Source organism: Sinomonas cellulolyticus (assembly GCF_014656475.1).
Lineage (GTDB): Bacteria > Actinomycetota > Actinomycetes > Actinomycetales > Micrococcaceae > Sinomonas > Sinomonas cellulolyticus.
On record NZ_BNCM01000046.1, the window covers coordinates 1 to 508 of the forward strand.

At 69.3% G+C, this 508-nt stretch carries 1 protein-coding gene; it reads left to right on the top strand.

What is annotated here, in order from left to right; all coding sequences use genetic code 11:
- Positions 1-508 (top strand): IS256 family transposase (locus IE231_RS18155; RefSeq protein ID WP_189695394.1); only part of this gene is annotated, 508 nt, incomplete at both ends.

Sequence of the window (508 nt, forward strand, 5' to 3'; positions counted from 1 at the left end):
TCATCGACGCGATCCACGTCAAGGTCCGCGACGGGCAGGTCGCGAACCGGCCGATCTACATCGCCCTGGCCGTCACCACCGAGGGCAACCGGGACATCCTTGGCCTGTGGGCCGGGGACGGCGGGGAAGGGGCCAAGTACTGGCAGCAGGTGCTGGCCGAGATCCGCAACCGCGGCGTCGAGGACGTCCTGATGCTCGTCTGCGACGGCCTCAAGGGCCTGCCGGACGCGGTGGGCAACGTGTGGCCGGCCACGATCGTGCAGACCTGCATCGTGCACCTGATGCGCAACAGCTTCCGCTACGCGGCCCGGCAGGACTGGGACGCGATCTCCCGGGCCCTCAGGCCCGTCTACCAGGCGGCGACCGTGGAGCAGGCCGAGGAGCGCTTCCTGGAGTTCGGCGAGCAATGGGGAGCCAAGTACCCGGCGATCGTGCGGCTGTGGGAGAACGCCTGGGCCGAGTTCGTCCCGTTCCTGCAGTTCGACCGGGAGATCCGCCGGATCGTGTG